General features: G+C 68.3%; 21 protein-coding genes and 1 tRNA gene. 6 read left to right on the forward strand and 16 right to left on the reverse strand.

Annotation, left to right across the window (positions count from 1 at the left end):
* The first annotated feature begins 58 nt into the window (after nucleotides 1-58).
* Complete coding sequence (locus O7625_RS06030; protein WP_282344951.1) at nucleotides 59-763, forward strand: glycosyltransferase family 2 protein; 705 nt, start codon at nucleotides 59-61, stop codon at nucleotides 761-763.
* Nucleotides 764-914: 151 nt separating this feature from the next.
* On the opposite strand, the gene O7625_RS06035 is transcribed toward O7625_RS06030, so the two are convergent.
* On the reverse strand, nucleotides 915-1823 hold the full coding sequence (locus O7625_RS06035) for a transketolase (RefSeq protein ID WP_282346816.1): 909 nt from the start codon (nucleotides 1821-1823) through the stop codon (nucleotides 915-917).
* 2 nt (nucleotides 1824-1825) lie between these two features.
* The gene (locus O7625_RS06040) at nucleotides 1826-2596 is read right to left on the reverse strand and encodes a transketolase (RefSeq protein ID WP_282344953.1); all 771 of its coding nucleotides are present in this window, start codon (nucleotides 2594-2596) and stop codon (nucleotides 1826-1828) included.
* Nucleotides 2597-2641: 45 nt separating this feature from the next.
* On the opposite strand from O7625_RS06040, the gene soxR reads away from it, so the two are divergent.
* Entirely contained in the window at nucleotides 2642-3106 is a 465-nt protein-coding gene (gene soxR, locus O7625_RS06045) for a redox-sensitive transcriptional activator SoxR (protein ID WP_282344955.1), read from the forward strand.
* 53 nt (nucleotides 3107-3159) lie between these two features.
* Here soxR and O7625_RS06050 read toward each other — a convergent pair whose 3' ends face one another.
* On the reverse strand, nucleotides 3160-4137 hold the full coding sequence (locus O7625_RS06050) for an NAD(P)H-quinone oxidoreductase (RefSeq protein WP_282344957.1): 978 nt from the start codon (nucleotides 4135-4137) through the stop codon (nucleotides 3160-3162).
* A gap of 295 nt (nucleotides 4138-4432) precedes the next feature.
* On the opposite strand from O7625_RS06050, the gene O7625_RS06055 reads away from it, so the two are divergent.
* Nucleotides 4433-4519 (forward strand) — tRNA-Ser (locus O7625_RS06055).
* Nucleotides 4520-4654: 135 nt separating this feature from the next.
* On the opposite strand, the gene O7625_RS06060 is transcribed toward O7625_RS06055, so the two are convergent.
* From O7625_RS06060 to O7625_RS06110, 11 genes are all read right to left on the reverse strand, one after another.
* Nucleotides 4655-6031 carry a tyrosine-type recombinase/integrase gene (locus tag O7625_RS06060; protein ID WP_282344958.1) on the reverse strand — a complete coding sequence of 459 codons (1377 nt, stop codon included), beginning with the start codon at nucleotides 6029-6031 and terminating at the stop codon, nucleotides 4655-4657.
* Nucleotides 6028-6237 carry a helix-turn-helix domain-containing protein gene (locus O7625_RS06065; protein WP_282344959.1) on the reverse strand — a complete coding sequence of 70 codons (210 nt, stop codon included), beginning with the start codon at nucleotides 6235-6237 and terminating at the stop codon, nucleotides 6028-6030. Before O7625_RS06065 ends, O7625_RS06060 begins: the two co-directional genes overlap by 4 nt.
* Before the next feature lie 132 nt (nucleotides 6238-6369).
* Nucleotides 6370-7626: a DUF3631 domain-containing protein gene (locus O7625_RS06070; RefSeq protein WP_282344962.1), complete on the reverse strand. Its 1257-nt coding sequence runs from the start codon at nucleotides 7624-7626 to the stop codon at nucleotides 6370-6372.
* Nucleotides 7623-8519 carry a bifunctional DNA primase/polymerase gene (locus O7625_RS06075; RefSeq protein ID WP_282344964.1) on the reverse strand — a complete coding sequence of 299 codons (897 nt, stop codon included), beginning with the start codon at nucleotides 8517-8519 and terminating at the stop codon, nucleotides 7623-7625. The genes O7625_RS06070 and O7625_RS06075 overlap by 4 nt, the downstream gene beginning before the upstream one ends.
* A 274-nt stretch (nucleotides 8520-8793) precedes the next feature.
* Nucleotides 8794-9021 carry a hypothetical protein gene (locus O7625_RS06080; RefSeq protein ID WP_282344966.1) on the reverse strand — a complete coding sequence of 76 codons (228 nt, stop codon included), beginning with the start codon at nucleotides 9019-9021 and terminating at the stop codon, nucleotides 8794-8796.
* 182 nt (nucleotides 9022-9203) lie between these two features.
* A complete protein-coding gene (locus O7625_RS06085; protein ID WP_282344969.1) occupies nucleotides 9204-11138 on the reverse strand; it encodes a conjugal transfer protein TraB in 1935 nt (644 codons plus the stop codon).
* 19 nt (nucleotides 11139-11157) lie between these two features.
* Nucleotides 11158-11538 carry a hypothetical protein gene (locus O7625_RS06090; RefSeq protein WP_282344971.1) on the reverse strand — a complete coding sequence of 127 codons (381 nt, stop codon included), beginning with the start codon at nucleotides 11536-11538 and terminating at the stop codon, nucleotides 11158-11160.
* Nucleotides 11539-11555: 17 nt separating this feature from the next.
* Complete coding sequence (locus O7625_RS06095) at nucleotides 11556-12023, reverse strand: Pycsar system effector family protein (RefSeq protein WP_282344974.1); 468 nt, start codon at nucleotides 12021-12023, stop codon at nucleotides 11556-11558.
* A gap of 224 nt (nucleotides 12024-12247) precedes the next feature.
* The gene (locus tag O7625_RS06100) at nucleotides 12248-13156 is read right to left on the reverse strand and encodes a DUF2637 domain-containing protein (protein ID WP_282344975.1); all 909 of its coding nucleotides are present in this window, start codon (nucleotides 13154-13156) and stop codon (nucleotides 12248-12250) included.
* Nucleotides 13157-13262: 106 nt separating this feature from the next.
* On the reverse strand, nucleotides 13263-13631 hold the full coding sequence (locus O7625_RS06105; protein WP_282344977.1) for an RRQRL motif-containing zinc-binding protein: 369 nt from the start codon (nucleotides 13629-13631) through the stop codon (nucleotides 13263-13265).
* A complete protein-coding gene (locus O7625_RS06110; protein WP_348773988.1) occupies nucleotides 13631-13879 on the reverse strand; it encodes a DUF6284 family protein in 249 nt (82 codons plus the stop codon). Before O7625_RS06110 ends, O7625_RS06105 begins: the two co-directional genes overlap by 1 nt.
* A 631-nt stretch (nucleotides 13880-14510) precedes the next feature.
* Between O7625_RS06110 and O7625_RS06115 the strand changes: the two genes are divergently transcribed.
* The 3 genes from O7625_RS06115 to O7625_RS06125 all read left to right on the forward strand — a co-directional run bounded on the left by O7625_RS06115 (nucleotide 14511) and on the right by O7625_RS06125 (nucleotide 17746).
* A complete protein-coding gene (locus O7625_RS06115; RefSeq protein ID WP_282344978.1) occupies nucleotides 14511-15377 on the forward strand; it encodes a winged helix-turn-helix domain-containing protein in 867 nt (288 codons plus the stop codon).
* The gene (locus tag O7625_RS06120; protein WP_282344979.1) at nucleotides 15374-16069 is read left to right on the forward strand and encodes an HAD family phosphatase; all 696 of its coding nucleotides are present in this window, start codon (nucleotides 15374-15376) and stop codon (nucleotides 16067-16069) included. Before O7625_RS06115 ends, O7625_RS06120 begins: the two co-directional genes overlap by 4 nt.
* Before the next feature lie 1077 nt (nucleotides 16070-17146).
* On the forward strand, nucleotides 17147-17746 hold the full coding sequence (locus O7625_RS06125) for a hypothetical protein (RefSeq protein WP_282344980.1): 600 nt from the start codon (nucleotides 17147-17149) through the stop codon (nucleotides 17744-17746).
* 440 nt (nucleotides 17747-18186) lie between these two features.
* Here the strand turns inward: O7625_RS06125 and O7625_RS06130 are convergent, their stop codons facing one another.
* On the reverse strand, nucleotides 18187-18729 hold the full coding sequence (locus tag O7625_RS06130; RefSeq protein ID WP_282344981.1) for a hypothetical protein: 543 nt from the start codon (nucleotides 18727-18729) through the stop codon (nucleotides 18187-18189).
* 300 nt (nucleotides 18730-19029) lie between these two features.
* Nucleotides 19030-19191 carry a hypothetical protein gene (locus O7625_RS06135; RefSeq protein ID WP_282344982.1) on the reverse strand — a complete coding sequence of 54 codons (162 nt, stop codon included), beginning with the start codon at nucleotides 19189-19191 and terminating at the stop codon, nucleotides 19030-19032.
* Nucleotides 19192-19277 lie beyond the last annotated feature (86 nt).

Raw genomic sequence — 19277 nt, forward strand, 5'->3', positions numbered from 1 at the left:
GGCTGACCTGCCAGGCTAGGCTAGGCCCCGACTCACTGTCGCCACCGTGGAGATTCCCGTGAAGCTCTCGATCCTCATGCCGGTCTACAACGAGGAAGAACGCATCGCGGATGCCCTCAAGCAGGCATTGGCGGTCGATTACCCGTGCGAGATCGAGCTGGTCGTGGTGGACGACGGCAGCCGGGACGGCACCGGGGAGATCCTCGGCCGGGCGGACGACGCGCGGCTGCGGGTGATCACCCACCCCCGCAACGCGGGCAAGGGCGCGGCCATCAAGACGGCCGTGGACAGCGCCGAGGGTGAGTACATGGTCATCCTCGACGCCGACCTGGAGTACGACCCGCAGGACATCCCCCGGCTGCTCGCCCCGGTGCTCGACGGGCGGGCCACGGTGGTCTACGGCAACCGCACCTTCGGCAGCCACAGCGCCTACAGCTTCTGGTACGTGATGGGCAACAAGGGCGTCACGATGGCGGCGAACGTGCTGTTCAACTCCTACATCGGCGACCTGGAGACCTGTTTCAAGCTGATGCCGGTCGAGCTGTACCGGTCACTGGGCATCCGGTCCCGGGGCTTCGGGATGGAGGCGGAGGTGACCGGCAAGCTGCTGCGCCGGCGGATCCGCCCGTACGAGGTGCCGATCAGCTACCGGGCGCGCGGTCGCGAGGAGGGCAAGAAGATCACCTGGAAGGACGGTGTCGAGGCGATCTGGATCCTCGGCCGGGAACGTACCCGCCGCCGTCCCGCCCGCGCACCCCGCTGAGCCCGGCCCCGCCGCCGTCCCGCCCGCGTGCCCGCCCCGACCCCCGTACCCGCCCGTGGCCACCGGGCCGGCTGCGGCCGTCGGCCGTGACCACCGGGTCTGCCGCCACCCCCGCCCGTAACCGCCAGGCCGGCTGCCGCTGTCGGCCCGGTCACCGCGCCGATACGGCCGGCGTCCGGTCGCCGGAGGTCAGGAAGTCGACGACCGCGCGGCGCAGCCCGGCCGGGTCGAGGCCGTGCCAGCGGTCGTGGTCCCCGGCGGTGCCGTAGCGCCGCAGCTCGGCACGGCCCACACCGAGACTGAGCAGCCGGTGCGGCCGGTCGGCCAGCGCCTCGGCCACCACCCGCGTCGAGGTGCCGGCCAGATAGGGCTCGACCACGATCACCTCGCCGCCGGCCAGCGTCCGGAGCCCGGTCACGTCGAACGGCCGGGGGCGGTGCGTGTAGGCCACCGTCACCGGCAGGTCGGCCACCGCCGCGAGCGCGTCGTCGCGGACCGGACCGACCGCCACCAGCAGCGCCGCGCCCGGTCCGGCGTCGCGGACCACCTGCAACCCACCCGCCTGCGGGTACGCCCGCGCGTTGCTGCGCGTCGACAGCCGCAGATAGGTCGAGTGCCGTCCGCAGACCGCGTCCCGCAGCAGGTCGGGCACCTCGTCAGGGTGGCCGGGGACGTGCACGGTCCAGCCGTCGAGGGTGTCGATCAGGGCGACGTCGGCCGGGGCCAGGTGGGTCCGGCCGGCCTCCGCCCGGTCGTACGACGCGCCGATGCTGACCAGCACCGCACCGACGCCCTGGTGGTCGAGGTCCAGCTTTATCTGCTCGTACGCCCGCTCGACGAGGAACGGTGCGTAGCTGTGCACGATCGGGCGCTGCCCGGTGAGGGCGAGCCCGCCGGCCACCCCGATCATCAACTGTTCCCGGATGCCCACGTTGACGACCTGGTCCGGATACCGGCGGGCTGCCGTGGCGAAGGCGTCGGCGGAGATGTCGGCCAGCACGATCGTGGTCCGGGGGTCGTCGAGGAACCGGGTGGCGCTGGCGACGAAGGCGTCCCGCATGGTCATGACCGGCTCCCCGGGGTCGTCACGTCGCCGGCCGCCGACCCGTCCGGCCGGTCCGCCGGGTGGGCGGGCGTGTCGACGGCGACGACGGCGTGCGGGCGGTGGCCGTCGTGGCCGGTGAGGGCGGCGTGCAGGGCGTCGTGGTCGTGCCCGTCGACGGTGGCGGCGGTCCAGCCGTTGACGGTGAACCGGCTGGCCACCCCGCCCGGCCAGCCGTGACTGGCCGACGCGTTGTCGACCACGATCGCGGTGAGCCCGGCCAGTCCGGTCGCCCCGGCGTACGCGATCGCCTCGTGGTTGGAGCCCTCGTCCAGTTCGGCGTCGCCGAGCAGGACGTACACCCGGGGGGTGGTACGCCCCTGGGCGCGCAGGCCGAGTGCGGTGCCGACGCCCAGCCCGAGCCCGTGACCGAGTGAGCCGGAGCCGATCTCCACGCCGGGGACCAGGGTCCGGTCGGGGTGGCCGCCGAGCCGGCTGTCCGGTCCGCCCTCGTCGTCGAGCCAGTCGGCGGGGATGAACCCCTTGGCGGCGAGCACCGCGTAGTAGCCGGCCACGGCGTGCCCCTTGGAGAGCAGGAAGCGGTCCCGGTCGGGGTCGTCGACGGTGGCCGGGGTGACCCGCAGGACCCGGTCGTAGAGCGTCCAGTGCACGTCGACGGTGGAGTACACGTTGGCGTCGTAGTGGCGACCGGCGCGGAGGCGCTCCAGCGGTGCGACGACCGGGCCGGGGAGGGCGCGGCCGGGTGGGCGGGTTGCGGTCGGTGTGGTCATGTCGCTAGCGTGCAACCTGAAGTTGACTTCAACTCAAGGGCATTGATGCACGAGTCACTCACCATCGGTCAGCTCTCCGCGCGCAGCGGGGTGGCCCAGTCGGCGCTGCGCTACTACGAACGGCTCGGGCTGATCCACGCCGAACGCACCGGCGGCAACCAGCGCCGGTACGCCCGCACCGAGCTGCGCCGGGTGGCGTTCGTCCGGATCTCCCAGCAGGTCGGCATCTCTCTGGAGGAGATCCGTGCCGCGCTGGACTCGCTGCCCTCGTCCCGCGCGCCCAGCCCCGACGACTGGGCCGCCCTGTCCCGCACCTGGCGGGAACGGCTGGACGAACGGATCAGGCTGCTCGGCAAGCTCCGCGACGACCTGGACGGCTGCATCGGTTGCGGCTGCCTGTCGTTGCAACGCTGCACCCTCTACAACCCGGACGACACCCTCGCCGGCGAGGGCCCCGGCGCCCGCCGCCTGGTGCTGCCCCACCGGGAGGACCCGCCCGCCCCGTGCTGAACTCCCCCGGCCCGGCAGCGCCACCGGCACCACCTCGTGGTCCGGCCGGGCCGTCACCCGGTGGTGAGCAGCACCTTGCCCACGTGGTCGCTCGACTCGACCAGCCGGTGCGCCTGCGCGGCGTCGCGCATCGGCAGCCGCCGGTCCACGATCGGCCGGACCGCGCCCGCCTCCACCAGCGGCCACACCTGCTCCCGGACGCCCCGGACGATGTCCGCCTTGTCGGCCAGCGGGCGGGACCGCAGGGCGGTGGCCGCCACCGAGGCCCGCTTCGCCAGCAGCGCGCCCAGGTCCAGCTCCGCCGTCCGGCCGCCCTGCATGCCGATCACCACCAGCCGGCCGCCGTCGGCCAGCGCCGCCACGTTCCGGGCCAGGTAGGACGCACCCATGATGTCGAGGATGACGTCCGCACCCCGCCCGTCGGTGACCCGCCGGACCTCCTCGACGAAATCCTGCTCCCGGTAGTCGACGGTGTGCGCGGCCCCCAGCTCACGCAGCCGGTCGTGCTTGGCCGACCGGGCGGTCGCCACCACCGTCGCGCCCAGCGCCGCGCCGAACTGCACGGCGAACGTGCCGATGCCGCTGCCGCCGCCGTGCACCAGCAGCGTCTCGCCCGCGCCGAGGTGGGCCACCCGGACCAGGTTCGACCAGACCGTGCAGGCCACCTCGGGCAGCGCGGCGGCGTCGACCGGATCGACCCCGGCCGGCACCGGCAGCAGCTGCCCGGCCGGCACGACCACCCGCTCGGCGTACCCGCCGCCGGCCAGCAGCGCGCAGACCGGCTGACCCACCGCCCACCCGGTCACCCCCGCGCCGACCGCGCCGATCACCCCCGAACACTCCAGCCCGGGGTACGCGGGCGCGCCCGGCGGCGGCGGATAGTGCCCCTGCCGCTGGAGCAGGTCGGCCCGGTTGACCGCGCTGGCGGCCACCTCGACCACCACCTCACCCGCGCCGGGCTCGGGATCGGGCACCTCCGCCCAGACGAGCGCGTCGGGTCCACCGGGTTCCGGGATCGTGATCGCATGCATGGCCCAGTCTTACCCGATCCGGTTCCCCCACCACGCCCGGCCGACGATATCCGCCAACCTGACCACCTTCGGCCGGCAATATCCACCACCTGTCGCCCCGGCCGGGCCACGGCTCGCCCAGGACGGCCGGAATTTTGGCCACAGTGGACCGACCGGGTGAGGTCATGCTGGTCACGCCGAGGATGAACAACCCGATTCCGGCACGGTACCGCGCGCCGGACGGTGATGGGCCGGCTCGTCCGGACGCGATTCGTGGCAGACTAGGTACAGCCGTGCACCTCTGGGTGGCGGTCCGGGAGGGTTCGCCTAGTGGCCGATGGCGCTGGTCTTGAAAACCGGTAAGGCAGCGATGTCTTCGTGGGTTCGAATCCCACACCCTCCGCTCCCTGGACAGCAGAAACGCCCCCTGACCAGCGCGCATGCCGGTCAGGGGGCGTTTCACCGTTCGTGAATCAGTCTCACTTCGTACCGCTGGTGGCCAACGTGTCTCGCTGGTCGTGTCGTATACGTGTCGGCGTTACTCGGCTTCCTCAGTGCCCAACGCCCCTTCAATCCGCTTCCGGGCTGCCTCGTCCTGTCCATCGATGCACGAGGCGTAGACCTTCAACAGGACGTGCACGCTGTGCCCGGCCCACTGGGCGACCTGGGTAGCGGGTACCCCGGCGTTGAGCCAGAGCGACACGGCAGCATGCCGCAGGTCGTATGGTCGGTGCGCCAGCGGTGACCGCTGTTGCGAGGGCGTCAACGCCGACTCTCGGGCTTGTCGCCAGGCGCGCAGGTAGGTGCTCTTCGACACTGGGGCCACTCGTGCGCCAGCGGCGTTGAACATCCGGCCGTTGGCGCTCCGGCAGTGCGCCCGTAGGTGGTGCCGCAGGATGCCGACCAGCTCGGGACAGGCCGGTACGTCGCGGGTCGCCTTCTTTGCCCGGTGCTTCAGTTCGCGGTCTTCGAGCGACGTCCCGCTGTCGCTCCAATCCTCGCCAACCTGCTGCGTCGATCCGCTGAGGTGCAACCAGCCCCAGCCGTCGTCGGGTAGCTCGCATTCGTCGGCGCGTAGGTGGATCACCTCGGAGGGGCGGAGGGCGGCGAAGTACATGCAGGCGAAGAAGCCTTCCAAGTGCGGATCGCGGTTCCGCACTGCCGAGAGCAGGGAACGGGCCTGTTCGGGATTTACCACCACCTTCCGGTCTACCTGGTCGGTGTTCTTCGGTGCTCGCCACTGGATGAAGTCCATCGGATGCGCGTCGAGGTAGCGAAGTTCGACGGCGTACTTCAGTGCGCTGTAGAGAACGGACCGTTTCCTTGCGACGGTGTTTGCTGCGGCCGGACCACCGTCAATCCGAACCGTGAGCGCGTCGAGCGCTTTTCGGGTAGTGGCTGGATTCGCCACGTCCGATAGCGGAAGCGTGTTCGCGGCGAGCCAGCGAATGACCGGAGCGATGCGCTCCGGCGGTTTGGCGTTGTCGCGGTCGCGCTGCGCCTTGTTGAAAGTCCATGTGTAGAGGGCGTGGCGGATCTCGGCATCGTCCGGTACGCCACGCGACGTGGCGAGCAGGGCGAGCGTGGCCGTGGTGAGCGCGTCAGCAATACTCTTCCGCTGTGTAGCGGCAGCACGAGACCATTTCATGTCCACGAACGCGACAGCGAGGTCATACCAGTTGCGGGCGTTCAGTTCCCGGGCCATTGGCTCCGGTAGCCCGCTCTTCTCGTCAAAAGCTGTTCCCTCGCGCTGGGCAACGACCAGCTTTGAGCGGAAACTCTCGGCAAGCGCCCCGGTGGCGTACGTGTTCCGGAACGACTTGCCGGCGACCCTCCATCGAACGGTGTGTGACTTCTTCTTGCCAGCGAGGCTGTTGGTCAGGATCGCGTGAATGCGTACGTCGTAGCTACTCAAGCGGCCTCCTCGTGGTCGTCAATCCAGTTGTCCAGGTCGCGGCGGCGGACGTACAGACTTCCGTTGGGGTACTTGATCGTTCGGGGAGCGCGGCCGGTGGCCTTCCAGCGGAAGAAGGTCGACCGGGGTACGCGGAGTTCGTCCAGGACTTCGGCGAGGGTGAGCAGGTTGCCGGTGGGGGTGGTGCGCTTCGGTCGGCTGGTCACGGTTGGCTGTCCTTCCTCGGTGTGGAGGTCGGTTCGTCGCTAGGTGGTCGGGGTAGCCCGGGGTAGCCGTCCCAGCCGTCCCAGCCGTCCCGTTGCTGGTCAGGGCTGGGACGGCTTGGTGGCTGGGACGGCTTAAGCCGTCCCAGTGGTGGGGTGGGCGGTGGTGGTGTGGGACGGCTTGAGCCGTCCCAGGGGGATGACCCGTCCCGGGGCTGAGCTGGGCGGGGACGGCTGGGACGGCTGGGACGCCTCCGGTGGGGGTACGGCTTCGGGGCCGGGGCAGTAGCGCTGCCAGGCGTCGGTGAAGTCGGCTTGGTAGTAGCCCTTGACCTGCCCGTGGGGCGGTCCGAACCGGATGTTCGTGGACCGGATCTCGTACTCGGCCAGGAGTTGGCCGAGTTTCATGGCGGTGAGGCCGGTGCCGCTCTTGCCGTACTCGGCCCACGGCGCTTCGGCGTCGGCACGCAGGTGGTCGAGCAGGATGCTGCTGGGGATGCCGGGACGGTTCTGGGTGTCGGTCACCCCGGCGGTGCGGAAGATGGCGCGGCAGTCGGCCAGGAGCCGAATCCGGTCGGAGGGGACGGCTGCCCCGTCGCGGAGTGCGGTGAGGGTTTCGCAGGCGCGGCGTGCCCGGTCGGGCCAGGGTCCACCGGCCAGGTCCGCGACGGCGACGAGGGGTTCCCAGGTGTCGGCGGCGCGGTCTTCGACGGGCATGGGTGGTTCCGCGGCTTCGAGGGTGGGCAGGTTCGCGCGTAGCCAGGTGGTGAGGGTCCGGGCCAGGGTGCGCAGGGCCGGGCCGTCACGGCGGTGCCGGTACGGTGCGACCTGCTCTCCGGGGGCGCGGCGGCGCATGCGGATGACGACGGCGCGGTCTTCGATGGTGTCGGGCATCGCGCCGATGCCGGCGAGGGCGGCCATGGCGAAGGTGGGGATCTTCTCCAGGCTGCGGGTGTTGTTGTCCCAGCGGATCGCAGGCCGGTTGCGCTGATGGCCGGCGTTGAGGAGTCCGCGTAGGTCTTCGTTGCCTTCGGCGGCGGCTCCGAAGATGGTGTCGGCTTCGTCGACGAGCAGGGTGGGCGGGTCGTCACTGCCGATAGCCCGGTAGACGGCGGCGGGGCTGGCGTTGACGGTGATCAGGGGCGCGTAGCAGGTGGCCTCCACCACGTCGAGCAGTCGGGACTTCCCGCACCGCTTCTCGGGTGCGCGGATGACCAGGCGGGGGGCGTGTGCCCACGCGGGTTGAGCGTGGCTGGCCGCGATCCACAGCGTCACCGCGTCTGCGGCTTCCGCCGACGGCAGGATCACGTACTTGGTCAGGCAGGCGTGCACCTGGTCGAGGATCGCCGCACCGTCCACGGGCTGATCGGCAATGCTGGCCGGCTGGTTCATGCGGCGATCCCTTCGGCGCGGAAGCCACCGGTGATGGCGGCGCGAATGTCCCGGTCGGTCTGTTCGGCTTGGTGTCCGGCGGTGGTGAGTGCGGTGATGGCGTCGTGGTGGTTGATGGCTCCGGCGGTGACCATGCGGGCGATGCCTCGGGCTGCCCCGTAGAGGGTGGTCCGGCGCGTTCCCTGCGGGGCGGTGGCGACCGCGTGCAGGTGCGCGGCAAGGAGCCGGTCGGGATGGGAGATGCCCCCCGCCTCTCGGGTGCTGGCCGGCGTGTGCGCCGGGACCGGGGTCGGCGGGGGCGGGGCCGGTCGGCAGGCGTCAACCAGGGCGGGGGGCATCTCCTGCATCTCCCGGCGCGGCGCCAACCGGTACGGACGGCCCGTGCGCGGGTGCACGCTCGGCGGCAGCACCACATACCCGCCGTCGGCTTTGACGTCGATGCCGGGGCCGAGTCCCTGCCCCGGCTTGCCCTGACTGCATGGCACGGGCGTTCCGGGGTGCCGGTAGTACAGGTGCAGCCCACCCGACCCGGTGACCACGTAGGCGGTAGGGGGCAACAGGCCATCGGCGATGAGGCCGTTCATGGTGTCTCTACCGCCGTGGGCGGGGTCGACGTCGATCACGACGGTGCCGGATGGGGCACCGGTGCGTAGGGCGAGTTGCCCGGTGGGGACGGCGGCCACGATCGCGGTGACCCGATCGGGGTCGGTGGTGGCGGCGTAGAAGCCGTGACAGGTCAGGCAGGCGCAGCCTTCCCGGTCGTGGTCGGGGCTGGCGTCGGCGCAGGGCTGGCAGTTGGCGACGGGTCGTTTCGACCGGGCGAGCATGAACACCGGCCACCCGCGAGCGGCGTAGGTCAGGGCGGGGGCGACCAGCGAAGGCGTGTCGGGCATGGCGCTCCTCTCGGGTTCGTTCAGGGACGTCGATGTGGGTTCGGGCCGCCCGGCGAGAGCGTTCGGGGTGTGGGCCGGGCAGCGTGGCCCTTGCAGGTAGGGGCGGACATGATCGGGGTGGTGGCAGTAGCGCCGTTCCACGCCGATCCAGTGGCCGCACCGGGTGCCGTTCGGGGGCATGGGCCGCTCCTTCCCGGGGGCGGCGTGACGATGGCCAGCGCCGGACGGGCACTGGCCATGCGGGGGTGAGGGCGCGAAGCGCGCCGCTGAGGTATTAGCGGTGGGGCCGCACCAGCGCCCAGACCACGAACACAACGACAGCCACGACCACCGCGACGGCCGCGAGCCAACCGCTGAGGTCGCGCAGAAGCCAGCCGGTGACGCGGGCGCGGGCAAGGGTGGCGTCGGCGTACCAAGCGACACGTTCGACGCGCCGGCCGAACGGCACGCCGAGGATCAGGCCAAGCAGCGCGCCCAGGACGAGCGCGGCGACGGTCAGCATGGGGGTTCTCCCGGTGGGTGTGCGCGGGGTGTGTTGGTTACGGACGGCGATGTCATGGGGGTGGTGGGGGCCGTCCGGACGGTCCGGATGGTGGCGTCCGGACGGCCCCCTACTTGGACCCTGGCGGGGTCGTCCGGACGGTCCGGACCGTCCGGACGACCCCGGGGTGTGGTGACGGTGGGTTACGCCGGTTCGGGGATGCGGATCTTGTAGGTGCCCCGGTCGGTCTTGCGGAGCATGGCGTCGGGGCCGGTGGAAAGTCGGCCCAGTGCCTTGCGTACCCAGTCGCCGGACAGACCGGTAGCGGCGATGACGTCACCGAGGTCCCCGGGTCGCACGACGTTGACGCCCGCGTCGTGCAGGTCATGCAGGTGCCCGCGTAGGTGCTCGTACGCCTCTTCGCTGGACATGGCCGGTTGGCGCAGCCCGAGCGGGATACGCGGCATGCCGGGCGGGATTCGGATGGGCTGTGCGGGGTCGATGTTGTCGGGTGGGTCGTGGGGGTTGATGGCCTGGTTGGGTTCGTCGTCGTGGTCGCTGTCGTCGTCGGTCAGGGTCGGCTGCGGGCGGGGGCGGGGTGCCGGCCGTGCAGGTTCCGGGCGGGTGGGGCCGGTGGTGGGTTGTCCGCCGAGGTACGGCGCGACGGCGTCGGCGCGGTGGTTTTCGTCGGCGACGTAGCTGCGGCAGGGCATGGACCATCGGGTGGTGTCGGTGCCGGGGACCTCGGCGTAGAGGTAGCCGGGCTTGGTGTTCTTCCACGCCCACGGCATCGCTCCCGCGTCGAGGGTGGCCTCGGACAGGGCCATGCCCGCGTCAACGTCCTTGTCGACGCCGAGGCAGATCGACCCGGGAATGTTCGCCCGTGCCGAGGTGGGGAACCGGTCGTGGGATGCGCGCTGCAACCCGAACACCAGGCTGATGCCCGCACTCCGGGCTGCCTCGGTGAGTTCGGTGACCAGGGGGTTCCCGGCGGCGACCTGGGACGCCTCATCGATGATGGCGACGCGGTAGCGGGGGCACTGCCGGCAACCCTTGGTCCACTGCTTGTGGCCGTGTGCGCCGATCTGCCGTGCCCTGCCGGTGATGTCGGTGTACAGGTCTTCGAGCAGTTCGTTCGTGTCGTCTTCGGTCCCGGCCGTGCGGGCGGCTCCCTGGATGGCCCAGGTGGGGAGTTGGTCGAACTTGCGGGGGTCGGCCAGCCACAGTTCGGCGTCGGTGCGGGAGATGACTTCGGCGGCGATGTTGAGGATGACCTCGGTTTTGCCCGCGCCGGACATGCCCACGATCAGGAAGTGCGCCGCGTTGCGCCCCGCCGCGTGATCACCCGGCAGCCACAGGGTCAACGGTTCGCCGTCTTCCATCACCCCCAGCACGATCGGTTCGGCGATGGACCGGCCGGGGGCGGATAGGCCGGGCCAGGGGACCATGGCGCGGAGTTGGTCGACGGGGACGACTTCGACCCTCCCGCGTCGGGCGGAGTCCGGGTCGGGGATGACCCGCACCGCCGTCTCCGGCACATCGAGCGCCGAGGCGAGAGCGGCACGGTCGGCGGCCAATTCCCGCACCGACGTACCCGCTTCAAGGGTTACCGCGGCTGCGGCTTTCGCGCCCTTGATGGTGGGTCGGGCGACGCTGGCGTTCCGCAGGCTCTTGACCGCGTCGGCCAGCCCACCCCCGGCGGCGACCGGGTCGTCGCCGTCGCCGTTGCGCAGCACCCGCACCACCGCCATGGCGATGCTGGCCGTGGGTGCGCCGATGAGCCACATGTCCGACCAGGGCGACGACCAGGGGCCGGCGATGGTCGCGCCGATCGCCCACACCGACCCGGCCACGCAGGTGGTGGTGGCCACGGCGCGGCGGACGATGCCCCGGGCGGCGGCGGCCCGCCACGTCAACGACGTCAGGGCGGTCCCGGCGAGGGTCAGGCCGGCGGCGGCAGCGCCGACGGTGGTGGGTTGGTCGCCCCATCGCCAGTGGGCCAGGCCGGTAGCGACGGCCAGGCCGACCGACCCGGTCGGGGTGACCAGGTAGGGCCACAGCGGCAGCCGCACCGTGTGCACAGCGGCCAGCCCGGACGGGTCGGTGATCCCGCCGTTCTTCGGCATCCGTGTCTTCACGACTGTTTCTCCTTCCTGGTTAGGCGGTGAATTTGAAGTCGGGGCGGCGGGTGCCCCGGTAGCCGACCTGCTCCAGCTCGGGCATGTAGGCGGTGACGAACCGGTTGTTCGCCGTGATCACGTACTGACTCGCGATGACCAGGGCTTCGGACGCCTGTTGGATCGGCTTGGCGACCTGCCGGGCGCGTGCCCGTGCGGTCAGGCCACCGACGACGACGGCCCCACCGCCGACCCGCCGCAGCCGGGCGTCCAACTCGCTGGCGGTGATCCCGAGTTCCAGGGCGGCGGCGTGCAGGATGCGGCGGGTGCTCTCGCACCACTCGATCAGAGCGTGGTTATCCGTCAACGAGTCCGCACCGGAGAACAGCGTGCGACCCTGCGGCGGGTTGGTGTTCGACACGAACGACTCCTTCGTACTCAGGCGAGAGTGGCGAGCAGGGCAGTGACGGCGGTGCCGACCAGACCGGCCAGCAGCAGATCCACAGCGGTACGAACCCGCCGGTACTTCCGCACTGCCGTGCGGGACAGCCACACCAGGTGGTGCGCCCGTTCGGCGGCGGCGGACAGCGGTGGCGCGGTCGCCTCGGTCATCAGGTCACCCGGCACAGCAGCCGCGTAGCGGACCAGGCCGTGACCACCGCCCAGGCACGGCCGGACCGCACCGGCCAGCAGTCCCACGGCCGTGCCGACCAGGGCGACGGTGGTGACCCCGGCGGCCAGGGCGAGGCCGGGCAGGTCGGTGCGGGCGAGGATTGCCACGCCGACCGTCACGGCCGCACCCGCGACGGCCATCAACGTGGACGCTTTGCTGTCGGCGCGGGCGAGTTCGGCGCGGACCTCGGTGATCCGGTCGATGAACCACACCGGGTCGGGTACTGGCACCATCAGAGATGCCCTCCTCTCATATCGGGGTTGGGTGACCGGACCGGCGGCACAGCACTGGTTTCCAGGCCATGAGGGCTGTGCCGCCGGGCGGGGTCAGCGGGCGGGCTTCGCCGCGTGGGGCCGGTTGAGATTGCGGGAGTTGACGTGCCGCCAATAGGGGTGGGCGTCGTCGTTGACCCACTCAATGACGCCGTGGCAGGTAACGCACACGTCCTGCACCCGGGTCATCGCTTCGCCGCCGCGTTGATCCGACCGCCCAGCTCGACCAGGCAGATCGACGCGACGACCACCAGCCCATCCACGGACAGCGGAAGCAGATACTGCGCCCCGTTCGTCTCCCCGTAGTGCGCGGCAACGGAAGCCATGTGCCAGTAGGACACCCACGCAGCGATCCCCGCGATCAACGCCGTCGCCGCCCACCGACCAATCGCCAACCGACGCGAGTGCACCGGCACCCGGGAGATCAGCTCGATCGTCAACAGCAGTGCCAGGGGCGACCAGGCGGAGATGACCTGACTGATGATCTCGTCCCGGGCGTGGAGCACGTTGCCCGCGATCGACGCGGCCACCCCGAGCGCCAGCACCACCCGCACCGCCCACCGGATCCGCTTGAACTGCCGGACCTGCCCAACCCCAGGCCGCACCGACACCGGAACCGGGTCGGGGGTGGGCTTCGGGTCGGGGGCGGGGGTGATCTTCGGACCCGGGTGTCCGTCCACCCGGACCTGCGACAACTCACCCACCACCCGGCGACGGCGGAACCACCCCCGACCCGGACGGGACACCTCGTCAGGCTCCGGGGCGACGTCGGGCTCCGGGGCGACCGCCACCGGCACCGGATCCGAGGTCGGGGCCGGGGCCGGGAGCGGGCCGATCGGCTCCGGGTAGTCCCACACCACCGGCTCAACGGTGACCACCGGGTCCGGGATGGCGATCGGGTCCGGGGTGGCGATCGGGTCGAGGGTGCGGGTCAGCAGTCGTTCGCGTAGCTCGGTCGCCTTCGGAGCGCCGATCTTGAACTGCTTCTGAAGCCGGTTACGCGAGGGGACCTCGCCGAGTTGGTCAGTCAGCGCCAACGCGCCGGGGTAGAGGTCATCGACACTGCGGGGGTGGACGCTGGCAGGAGCGGTCATCGCAGCGTCTCCTTCACGGTCGGGGTGGTGTGGTTGAGGGCGTGGGCGAGGGCGAACGGGGCGAGCATCACCAGCGGCCCGCCCAGCAGAATCAGCAACAGCCAGATCACCAGGGGACTCCCTCGAAGCAGTCAAGGCACTCGTTCAGTGAGCGCGGGATGTAGTAGGGCTGGACCCGCTCGCAGACGCGGCAGGTACGGCGGGCGGTCAGCGCCTTGTCGATAGCGGCGCGCTGGGCGGGGGTAGCCGTGCGCTTCGGCCGGGCCAGATCAACCCGGTACAGATACGCGGCGCGGGTGCCACCGACACCACGCCAGAGGACCTGAGCGGCGATCCCCTGACCACCCGGACACAGACCGGCCGCCCGCAGTTGGCGACGGGTGGCATAGCCAGGCGGGGCACCCTGCCACCAGAAGGTCGGGATGCCGTACCGGTCGCCGTCCGGATCGCGGAAGACGGCCCGCACGCGGGCCATCAGGCGACCCGGGACGCGGACTGCCCCCCGGTGGCCGGTCGTCCGGCCACCTCGGCGGCGACGCGAGTGACGCGGGACTCGGCCCGACGCAACCGGCGCCAGTCCAACGGCGACGGACCACCCCGGTCATCGGCGTAGAACAAGCTGATCTCAGCATCGAGCACATCCAACTCAGCGGCGATCACCGGCCACTCAGCATCGACCGCGGCCAGGTCGGCAGCGGACGGCTCCATCTCAGCGGGGGTCACTTCGATCGGTTCCTCTCAGTACGACGAGAACGCGACGACTGCGGGCAGGTCTGGCAACGGCTCTCGTCACGGGCCAGCGGAGCAAGCAACCCGCACACCGTGCAGGCACGCCAAACGGCGCGGCTCTTGCTGGTGACACGCACACACGCGGCAATCACGGACATAGCGGAATCACCTCTCCCACAGGGGTAGGTAGAACGGCCGGGTGCGCAGTACACGGGCACCACATGGACATCACACGGACCAGCAGCAGAACGCCGGGGCCGGGGCCACGCCGGAACAGCGCGACCCCACCCACGGCAGGGGTCAGAGGCAGAAGCAACCGCGCGCCAAGATCAGCCCACTCGGCCCGCTCGCTCGGGACATACCGAGGTCGGCCACCATGTGGATCAAGGCGGACATACCGCAGACGGATCAAACGCGGCACTCCTGCTGTGAAGTTCTCAATGAACGACCACGCGACCGGCCCGTAGGCGTGCAGCGCAACGCGCCAACCTTCCCCGGCTTCCGCTCGGCTTGTCGTTCCTGGCTAGCCAGGTTCGACAAGATAAACGTAGGGCGGCTTGGCTAGTCAGGTCAAGGGGACGCGGCGAACTTTCCCAACTTGGCTAGTCAGCGCTACCGTGAACGTGTGAGCGAGAACCTTGACTTCCTTGGCGAGTTGGACCCCGACGACCCCAAACAGGCTTCGCAGCAGATCGCGAACAAGCTGCGGGCGGCCATCCTCACGCGCCGTCTCGCGCCTGGTGACAAGCTGCCGTCGCAGCCCGACCTAGCCGCCCGGTATGGCGTTGCGCGGGAGACAGTCAAGCGAGCCTTGGACCTGCTCCGGGCGGAACGGCTGATCGTGTCCCGGCAGGGCAGCGGCGCGTTCGTCCGTGCGCAGACACAACGAGCCGTAGAGCTGCGGCCCCATATCGAAGCCGCATTCGAACGGCCTCACGTCACCATCGACTTCGCCGGGTTCTCCGGTGAGACGCTGCGGGACGCGCTGGCCGAAGCGCTCGACAAGGTGCGCGTCGGCCGACTTGCACCGGAGACGATCTCGGTGCGCGTCCTGATCTCAGATATGACTGCGCCGATGGCGCTGCCCGCACGGGCCGAAACGCAGGTCGATGACCCGGCCGTGCGTGAACGCGCCGAGCGGATCACCCGCCGGGCGGCGGACGGCATCATCGATCAGGTCACCGAGCTGGGCGACCTCGGCCTGATCCGGTCGGCCACCGTCGAGGTACGGATGCACCGGGCATCCCCGCTGTTCAAGCTCTACATCCTCAACGGCGAGGAAGTCTTCTACGGCTTCTACCCGGTCGTTGAGCGCACCGTGTCCGTCAAGGGTGAGCCCATGGCGATCTACGACCTGATGGGCAAGGACGTGCCGCTGTTCCACTACGCGGTGACCGACGACGACGCCTCCCACGGCACGCAGTTCGTCGAAGCGTCCCGCCAGTGGTTCGACTCCGTGTGGTCGACCATCGCCTACCGGTACGACGCATGAACACCGAACTTGACCGGCTACTAGCCGGGGTCGGCGCGCTGCTGCTCGACTTCGACGGCCCAGTGTGCAGCGTCTTCGCCGGCTACCCCGCGCCGCAGGTTGCCGCCGAGTTGGTCGAAGTCCTTCGAAAGCACAGCGTCGACGTGCCTCCCGACCTTGCCGGCGAACCAGACCCGCTAGAGGTGCTACGCCGCGTCGGCGCAACCGGCGACCAGGACGTGACGCGGGCGGTAGAGGACGCACTCTGCGCAGCCGAGCGCCGCGCCGTCGAGACTGCCGAACCCACGCCGTACGGCCGGGAAGTCATCGTGGCAGCCAGACAGGCCGGCATGCCAGTGGCAGTAGTCAGCAACAATTCAGCTGATGCGGTGGGTGCCTACCTGGCAGCCCATCGGCTAGCCAGCTGCGTATCGCCCGTAGTCGGCCGGGCATACTCCGCTCCGGATAATATGAAGCCTAACCCGGCACCTATCCTGCAAGCTGTCCGATTCCTCGGCAAACGGCCGCGTCGATGCGTTCTAATCGGCGACTCACTTTCTGACATTGAGGGATCGAGGGCGGCCGGCGTTCAGGTGATTGGGTATGCGAATCGACCGACCAAGGTTGATGAGTTCCAAGCCGCCCGGGCGGATGTGGTAATCAAAAGCATGGTCGAGATAGCCGAGGTTTTGATCAAACGTATTGGCGGATGACGTCCCATGACGCTGCTTGTATCAATTATCACGCCAGAATTCGCACTACATGTTAGTGATCGTTTGGTGACAACTAGACGAGGGAGGAGCTATAGGCCACATGACATGGCGGCCAACAAGGCAATTCTCTTTCAAGCGAGCAATGCAACCGTGACGCTGGGATATACAGGTATCGCATATATAGAGGGCGAGCCGACTGACGTATGGATCAGCAGAACTCTTGACCCTGGCTATGACCATGACGGCACCCGCTTTGGCTACAGAGGCCACGAACGAGACTTGGGATGGTATCTGATCCGCCTTAGGGAGGCAATTGATCATCATTACCGAAAGGCAACGCACGGTGCCCCCCTCACTATTCAGGTGGTAGGTCAACAGCGCGTTCGAAAGTCCGCTTCACGACCGATCTTCTATCGACTTGACCACACTGGCCGGAGGGGTGATAGCACCAGAGCGCTCCATGCTGAAACCCGACCGATGGTCTGGAACAGAGACAAGTTTTATGTATTCGCGAATGGAGATCTAGCATCGGAGCCCGTGCAAGACATTCAGCAGCGGGTAAGCGCCTTGAAGTCTGGCACTTTCCATACGGTCGAGGCGCTTGAAAAGCTCGCAGTATCTGCGATCAGGAGAGCAAGCGGGCTGTGTTCAACAATCGGCTCCGATTGCATGTCTGTACAGTTAAGGGCATTGGAGGGTAGAATCAAAATTAAGTATTTGCCTGCGTCCCCCCTCTCCGATTACGATGTATACACTCCATTTATTCTATTTCCGAATCTAACTGCCGCCCCCCTGGTGATGCGGGGAGGGTTGACCGATCTTCATTGGGGTGGACTGCATCCGATAACATTCGAGCGCGCTAATTCTTCTCCGATTTTCGACCATGGTGGATTTTCTCGACAGCGTCGATCCGGCTGGCGGAGCTAGGGCTGTGATCGGCTCGGACACCCCGGCCTTCTGCTGCCGTGGTCGTCGGGGCTGCAAATGGGGGCTAAGCCACCACAGAGAACAGAGCCACCTGCCGGCGGCTAGAACCACAGCCGCAAGGCTGTTGCAGGGACGACGTAGCCTGACCACGTGATCGCAACCGCAACGATGGCCTATCTAGCCACGCGGCCGTGGGAACTGGGCGACGTGGCCACGTGGATCGGTGCACTGGCCAACATCGCCACCGTTATTCTCGCCCTTGCTGCAGCTTTGGTCGGGTACCGCGTATACAAGGTCGAGTCCGGGCGCGACGCCCGAGCCGAACTGGAACGCCGTGCACGGGAGGCAGACGAGCGACGCAGCCAAGCGTCGCTCGTCGCCGTCTGGTACGGCCAAAGTGCGGAGGCCAGGAAAATGCTACGTAGCGTAGCGACTTGGGTGGTATATGACTGGGGTGCCTGGATCGTAAATGCCTCCCAATCACCGGTCTACGACGCGGTTGTCAGGTTCTACCGGCCTGACCCCGAGAACACGTCATGGGTTAGCCATCCGATCAGGGTTGTGCCGCCATATCGCGGAGAGCTACTCGTGAATGTGGAGGCCAACGCACCCGATGGCCTTACCGACGGTGAGCGGCATGGCGATCTCGACGTCAGCCTTGAGTTTCGCGACGCCGCAGGTCGGTACTGGCTACGTGACCGCAGCGGCTATCTTCATGAACTGCCACGCGCACGGCCGGGCATGAAGTGATGTGGCCGCCGGTACCGGACACTACCGAAGAAGGCATGATTAGAAGGGAACGTCATCCTTAAAAGACCCATTTTGCAGGTCTGCGAGAGTACGGCTCAGAATATCGTCGAGTCCTAACGCATACCTTCTGGCCAAGTAGTACAACTCGCTCAGGACGCCATTCCAGGGAGATGGCCTGGGTCCGTCGTCTTCGTAGTCGACCATATGCCATTCGCTGGTCAACTCTGCCACCATTGTCCCGCGCGGGTTCAGGAGATGCAGACCGAAGCAAGGGTCACCATCAGCGTCAAGCCAGGTGCTTAGTTTGAATCCAGAACTGGGGCCGGACGAAAGGAGTTCACTCTCATCCCTCGCAGGTTTCCAGCTAACCTGACCAGCTTTCGTCTTCTCAAGGAGAAGCTTCGCCAGGATGGTCATTTTCCCTTGAACCTCTTGGTCACTCATTCAGCACCCTCATCGGTCGAGACTTGCGTTACATTCTCCCCAGCCCATTTGCTCAACTGGTCGCAGACCCGTCCGATTGCCTCACGCGCCTTTTCGCACTGGTCTAGCATCGATTCTTCGCCGCTATTCTTTCTCATCAGAAGAGTTCCCGCTGAAGCTGCTTGACCGGCGCTTTCTTGAAGGGATTTAAGAACCCGACGTTGACTTGCATCAGCCGACGTGAGCATCCCATGAATGTTGTTTGCCTGCCACCGCCAGCTATCCAAATGCCGCTTAGCTAAGCGCACATTGCCGTCATCGATGGCGAAGTCAAGCTCGGCAGCAATCCACCGCAGTTGCGGTATCAACACTAAAAGCTGGTTCGCCCTGATCTGCACCTGAGTCCGCTTCACGGCGTCATTCGCGGCGGTAGCAGCATCTTTAGCCGAGCGAGCCTGTTTGAACGTAAGCCACAACCCAAAAAGCCCCAAGGGGAAGCCGACGACACCAACCCAGTCACTCCACGGGAGGACATACCAGGCGTTGGCAGACAGCAGCACTGAGCAATGGTAACCCTCGCGAGCGATGGCAGGGTCAGCCGATACGGTGAGACTTGCTAAGGAGCACCCTGGCATCGCCAGGGACCACTCCATGCCAAATGCGTGCCAAATTGGCGCACACTCTTCTACAAGGATCGACGTTCACCCAGGTCAGAGGCATGGTCAACTTAGGAACGCTAACGCCCTCCGGAGGCGGGTTCGTACTCGGTGGGCTGTCCATGGTGCGTGGATGGTAGACGGGAACGCTGGGAGCGAAGACTGGCGGGCCGCTGCAACTACCGCACGGCGGCCCGCCAGTCGTCAGTGCAGCCGCTTCGCGGCGCTGTTGACAGCCATGGTGACGGCGGTGCCCACAAGCGGTGCCGCGTAGGCAGGAATCTTCAACTCCTTCACGATCTGGCTGGTGGCCCAAGTCGCCACCATGCCAGCGGCGAGACTGATGATCAGCGCCTTCGGTTCCATGCTTCCTCCAACTTTGTGCGGGGATGATCACCTCCTATGGATCATCCGGCTTCGCTGGTTCTAGCACATGCGTACGACACGCCCGC

Source organism: Micromonospora sp. WMMD714 (assembly GCF_029581315.1).
Lineage (GTDB): Bacteria > Actinomycetota > Actinomycetes > Mycobacteriales > Micromonosporaceae > Micromonospora > Micromonospora rifamycinica.